4 protein-coding genes are annotated in these 6102 nt (G+C 36.2%); 1 reads left to right on the top strand and 3 read right to left on the bottom strand.

The genetic code is table 11. The features are described 5' to 3' along the window. Positions 1-13: 13 nt before the first annotated feature. The 3 genes from AC3DU7_RS22220 to AC3DU7_RS22210 are packed head-to-tail and all read right to left on the bottom strand — an operon-like array spanning position 14 to position 1942. On the bottom strand, positions 14-958 hold the full coding sequence (locus AC3DU7_RS22220; protein WP_488041482.1) for a response regulator: 945 nt from the start codon (positions 956-958) through the stop codon (positions 14-16). After that, on the bottom strand, positions 856-1173 hold the full coding sequence (locus AC3DU7_RS22215) for a reverse transcriptase N-terminal domain-containing protein (protein ID WP_488041481.1): 318 nt from the start codon (positions 1171-1173) through the stop codon (positions 856-858). The genes AC3DU7_RS22220 and AC3DU7_RS22215 overlap by 103 nt, the downstream gene beginning before the upstream one ends. Then, positions 1100-1942, bottom strand: a complete 843-nt coding sequence (locus AC3DU7_RS22210) for a hypothetical protein (protein ID WP_488041480.1) — start codon at positions 1940-1942, stop codon at positions 1100-1102. Before AC3DU7_RS22210 ends, AC3DU7_RS22215 begins: the two co-directional genes overlap by 74 nt. Before the next feature lie 723 nt (positions 1943-2665). Between AC3DU7_RS22210 and dnaE the strand changes: the two genes are divergently transcribed. Next, the coding region (gene dnaE / locus AC3DU7_RS22205) for a DNA polymerase III subunit alpha (RefSeq protein WP_488041479.1) at positions 2666-6102 on the top strand (3437 nt) is incomplete at its 3' end.

Genomic DNA, 6102 nt, shown 5'->3' with positions numbered 1-6102 from the left:
ACTTCTGACTTCGTTAAAGCCATTTATCCAAAATTTTAGACAAATGCTGTAGTTTGATTGGCTTACTTATGTAGTCATCCATGCCAGCTTCAATACATTTCTCCCGATCTCCTTTCATCGCATTAGCAGTCACAGCAATGATAGGAATCTTTCGGTAGCGATCGCCTACCTTGCCTTGACGAATCAAGAGACTGGCTTCGTAACCGTCCATTATTGGCATCTGACAGTCCATAAAAATCAAGGTATAAGGTTCATTATCAATAGCTTCTTCTAATACAGATAGGGCATCTAATCCACAATTTGCTAATTTAGCTGTTAAACCAAGTTTTCTCAGATAACCCTTGAACACTAATTGATTGACCCGATTATCCTCTACCAGCAATATTCTTGTACCATCTGGCCAAGATTTCACAGATGCACAATCATGCTCCACTATTTTTGCAGATTGAAGGTTTACAGATTCCTTGATTGGTTCCACATCTGGAAACAATTGATTTTCTCGCAATACCCTACTACTATCATTCACAGCGACTAGAGCATTGAAGAGGTCAGTGGGATTCACTGGCTTGTTAATACATAACTGAACCTCCCGGTCTATCAAAACAGAAATATCATACTGATTGCTGATGGGAGTCATCATTACTAGCGCTAGGGATGTGAAGCGGGCATCAGCTTTGAGGTGCTGAACCAGTTTTAAACCATCTATGCCTGGCATTTGTAGATCTATAAGAGCAATATCAAAGGGTGGTTTCTCCAGGTGATTACTTTGTTGCACTCGGTCTTCGCAGTATGTAATGGCACTAGGACTGTCTATCGCTGTCACAACCTCAGCGCCCCAGGAAGCTAACTGACTCCTCAAAACTTCACGGCTACTAGCATTATCATCGACGACGAGTATAGCCATATTGTCCAGATGAATAAAGGGAATATCTGGTTGTGTTTTCTCGCTTTGCTGCATGATAATTGTGAATTCAAACTCGCTGCCTTGGGCATTTCCCATTCATTGACAAGTTTCACTCGCTGCGCAGGGGTATTCACAACCTCCTTATCTATTCCTGCTGTTTGCTTTCCGGTGTTGACTTGAGTGATTTGTCGGACACTAAGCAGTAGGTTTGCTCGGCTTTTTAATAACAATTTCTGCAACCTTAAATTTATTAATTGCAATATCTGCATCTCCTTTTAATGCAAATCTTCTGCCTTGCTCAAGACGAAGCATATCCAATCCTCTTATACTTTTTGCCTCAGATTTTGGCACAAACATATTGAGACTGATAGGAGCTGACAGAAAACTTTGGTTATCGTTATAAATCAATCGAATCCTGAACTTATGTAGAGAAGACTTTGGTGCGCCGACTCGAATATTAAAACGATCTATATCACCTGACCTCAAATACTGAGATACAGAAGATCCACTTCCCTGGACACGAGCTTTATAATTATCTCTATCAATATCTAGCTGCACCATATATTGGTAAGATGGACTAGCCGCACCACCATAGCCACCAGGAACTAAAAGTGTAACTTCTGAAGAGAATTTGATAGTATCGCGTTTAAAATTACCGTTAACGGTCTTGCCAGTAAAGTAAATTTCTCCAACAACCATTGCTGCAAATGTTCGTCTTTTCCTGATATCACTATCTTTAAATATTCCCAAAGCACTCATCAATTGTTTATAGTCCTCATCTTCTTTATTTTTCATAAATTCTTCTATGTTAAAAAAATATCGCCCCATTTTTGTATGGAGTGATCGATATTTTTCTTCATATTTATTAAAGCCAATTATAAAATCAACATCTACACCAATTTCTCTAAGAGCACTTGAAATATCGACATTAACTGAATCCAAAAAGTCATCTATTTGCAGCTCATGTAAGTAAGGTTCTTCAAAAGAAATTGGATAACCTTTAGGTACTAAATTGAATTTGACTATAGTATCTTGCACTTCTCCCCAACCATCATTTCTTAGCCAAAAATGAAGTGCGTTAGGCTCATCCCCTGGAAGCACTAAGACTGGATAAGGATTTAGAGAACTTTTTTCAACTATGAATATATTTTTACCAACTATTAAGCCGTCAACAGCTTATAGATGTTAAAGTCCAAAACTGATAAAACTATATTCCCATACGCGATCGCACTCCCACCCAAAAATTCTTTATTCATCTTAATAAGCACCTACGCAGAGCGAATAACTTACTTCCAAAATACACGAAAATTTCTTAACCAGCAACCACCCTGTATCCCTTACATATCAGTACTTATAACAAATGGCTAATGAAAGTGCGATAACTAAATTTAGCTGTGCTATTGCACCCTTTTTACCCCCTAAATAGCTCATTTGAACTTTTTTTGAAAAATTAAGTTTAAATTCCAAATATATTTAGGAATAATTTATAAGCTGAATTTATAATAAGCATTGATTAAACCCTAAAAAGCTTACATATAAAGACTTTCACTCAAATAAACAGCACCAAAAATTAAATATAAACCTTCTTCCTTCTTTCTTCTTACTTCTTCCTTATAGAATAAAGCTGTAGCTAAGAAAGAATTGGTTAGGACAGAGACTGATTATGAATCTTAAACTAGGAAATGTTTTTCCAACTATTCCCTATTCTCTATTCCCTATTCCCTGCTATATCTAAAATATTTATTCTAAAATCTAAAAAAAATGTCATTTGTTGGCCTACATATTCATAGCGACTATAGCCTATTAGACGGGGCATCCCAATTACCACAATTAATAGATAGAGCCGTGGAACTAGGAATGCCAGCCATTGCTCTGACAGACCACGGAGTAATGTATGGGGCGATTCAATTAATTAAACTCTGTAGAAATAAAGGAATTAAACCCATAATTGGCAATGAAATGTATGTGATAAATGGAGAAATTGAGAAACAACAAAGAGGCAAAAAATTTCACCAAGTTGTATTAGCAAAAAATACTCAAGGCTATAAAAATTTAGTCAAACTAACAACCCTTTCTCATCTCCATGGTTTTCAAGGAAAAGGCATATTTGCTCGACCTTGTATTAATAAAGAATTACTAGAAAAATATCACGAAGGCTTGATAGTAACTAGCGGATGTTTGGCAGGAGAAGTACCGCAAAATATTATGCAGGGAAAATATGAGGAAGCCAAGAAAATAGCTAAGTGGTACAAAGACTTATTTGGGGAAGATTATTATCTAGAAATACAAGACCATGGTTTCCAAGAAGATAGAGTAGTAAATACTGGAATAGCTAGAATTGCTAAGAAACTAAAAATAAAAATAGTAGCTACAAACGATTCTCATTTTATTTCTTGTCGAGATGTAGAAGCACATGACGCTTTGTTGTGTATTAACACTCAAAAACTAATAGTTGAAAAAAAACGGATGCGGTATAGTGGCACCGAATATTTAAAGTCTGCTGAAGAGATGAAGCAACTATTTAGAGACCATCTAGAAAATGAAATTATAGAAGAAGCGATCGCTAATACGTTAGAAGTAGAAAGTAAAGTTGAAAAATATGAGGGAATATTGGGGGAGCCAAGAATTCCTGATTATCCAATTCCACCAGAACATAATGCCGATACTTATCTAGAAGAACTTTCTTGGAAAGGATTATTGGAAAGGCTGAAACTTAAACAAAGAAGTGAAATTTCGGCAGTTTATAAAGAGCGAATAGAAACTGAATTGAAAGTTCTTCAGGATAAAGGTTTCTCTACATATTTTTTGGTGGTTTGGGATTATATAAAATATGCTAGAGATGAAAATATTCCTGTAGGTCCTGGTAGAGGAAGTGCTGCTGGTTCATTAGTTGCTTATTCTTTGCGAATTACTAATATAGATCCGGTGCATCATGGCTTGTTATTTGAAAGATTTTTGAATCCCGAACGGAAATCAATGCCAGATATTGATACAGACTTCTGTATTGAAAACCGAGATGCAATGATTGATTATGTGACTGAACGATATGGGGAAGAGAGAGTTGCTCAAATTATTACTTTTAACAGGATGACATCTAAGGCAGTATTAAAAGATGTGGGGAGAGTGTTGGGTGTTTCCTTTGGGGAAGCTAATAAAATGGCAAAATTAATTCCTGTTGCCAGGGGTAAACCAGCTAAGTTAAAGGTGATGATTTCTGATGAGACTCCTGCCCCAGAATTTAAGGAAGCTTTTGAGAATAAAGAAATACAAATAGAAGATAATGAAGGGGGAAGTTTTTATAAAGTTTCTGTCAGGCAATGGATAGAGATGGCAATTAGAATTGAGGGAACTAATAAAACTTTTGGAGTACACGCGGCAGGAGTAGTAATTTCTAAAGAACCTCTGGATGAAATTGTGCCTTTGCAAAGAAATAATGATGGCTCGGTGATTACTCAGTATCACATGGAAGATATAGAATCCCTTGGTTTGTTGAAGATGGATTTTTTGGGATTGAAAAATTTAACTATTATTCAGAATACTGCCAACTTAATTAAGAAAAATCATAATATTCCTCTAGTTCCAGACGAGTTACCCGCTAATGAAAGAAAGGCAATGGAAATTTTGGCAAGAGGCAAGATTAAGAAAATGCCAGGTGATGTGAAAGAAACATACGACTTGATTAAATCTGGAGATTTGGAAGGAGTATTTCAATTGGAATCTTCTGGCATGGTAGATGTGGTGAAAAAATTGAAGCCTACTTCTATTGAAGATATTTCTTCTATCTTGGCTTTGTATCGTCCCGGACCTTTAGATGCGGGTTTAATTCCGAAGTTTATTGATCGGAAACATGGACGGGAGAAAATTGAATATCAAGATCCAAAGTTAGAGCCGATTTTGCAAGAAACTTATGGAGTTTTGTGTTTGCCAAAGGGAACTTTAATCGATAAACCAGATGGTTCGAGAGTGGCAATCGAAAATGTTAAGAGTGGAGAGGTAATTTTAACTTCTGATGGGAGGAAAGTTTGGGAGGCAAAAGTTGCTAAACAGTGGCGGAGTGGTGTTAAGGAAATATTGAAGATTACTTTGTCTAGCGGGACGGTAATTTATTCAGGAAAAAACCATCGCTTTTTAACTCCGGAAGGAGATAAGTTTGCCTGGGAGTTACAACCTGGGGTGATGGGAGTTAAGAAAGGTCTGATGTATGGTTCTGCGGTTTATGAAAAATGGCAAGTTTCTAGTAATCAGAAAAGACTAGGTCAAAATGAAGCTTATTTCTCAGATAGACAGAAACTAGAAAGTTGGGAAAAATTTAGAGAAAACCATCTACAGATTTCTTCTTTGACTTTGGTAACTCCTTTAGAAAATTTCATTTCTCAAACAGATACTTTGAGTCGGAAAACTCCAGATTTTTCCCCAGAAAAAGCTACCTTATTTAGACCAACTAATTTCTCAGATAAACCTCAGCAGGGAAATGGGGAAAATTCCCGAGAAAATTATCTACAGATTTCCTCTTTTTCTTTGGTAACTCCTTCAGAAAATTCTATCGTTCATACAAATACTTCGATTCGGAAAAATCTGGAGTTTTCCTTGTCAAAACCAACCTTATTCAGACATAAAAATTTCTCAGATTTTTCTTTAGCAACTCCTTCAGAAAATTCTATTTCTCACATAGATACTTCGAGTCGGAAAAATCGGGAATCTTTTCTGTCAAAACCAACCTTATTTAGACAGGCAAATTTCTTAGATAGACTAAAGCCAGAAAATCAGGAAAATTTCCGAGAAAACCATCTACAGATTTTCTCTTGTTCTTTAGCAACTCCTTCGACAGATTCTATTTCTCAGATAGATAGTTGGAGTGGTAAAAATCTGGAGTCTTCCCTGGAAAAAGGTACTTTATTTAAACCGACAAATAGAGTGAAGTGGGAAAATGGGAAAAATTTCCAAGAAAACTATCTACAGATTTCCTCTTTCTATTTAGCAACTCCTTCAGAAAATTCTATTTCTCAGACAGATACTTCGAGTCGGAAAAATCTAGAGTTTTCCCTGGAAAAAGGTACTTTATTTAAACCGACAAATAGAGTGAAGTGGGAAAATGGGAAAAATTTCCAAGAAAACTATCTACAGATTTCCTCTTTCTATTTAGCAACTCCTTCAGAAAATTCTATTTCTCAGACAGATACTTCGAGTCGGAAAAATCT

The organism is Okeania sp. (genome assembly GCF_983059655.1).
This window is presented reverse-complemented; position numbering and strand designations above follow the sequence as displayed.

Coding starts and splice junctions, on each gene's coding strand:
- AC3DU7_RS22220 (WP_488041482.1), bottom strand. CDS start 958: ATGCAGCAAAGCGAGAAAACACAACCAGATATTCCCTTTATTCATCTG.
- AC3DU7_RS22215 (WP_488041481.1), bottom strand. CDS start 1,173: ATGCAGATATTGCAATTAATAAATTTAAGGTTGCAGAAATTGTTATTA.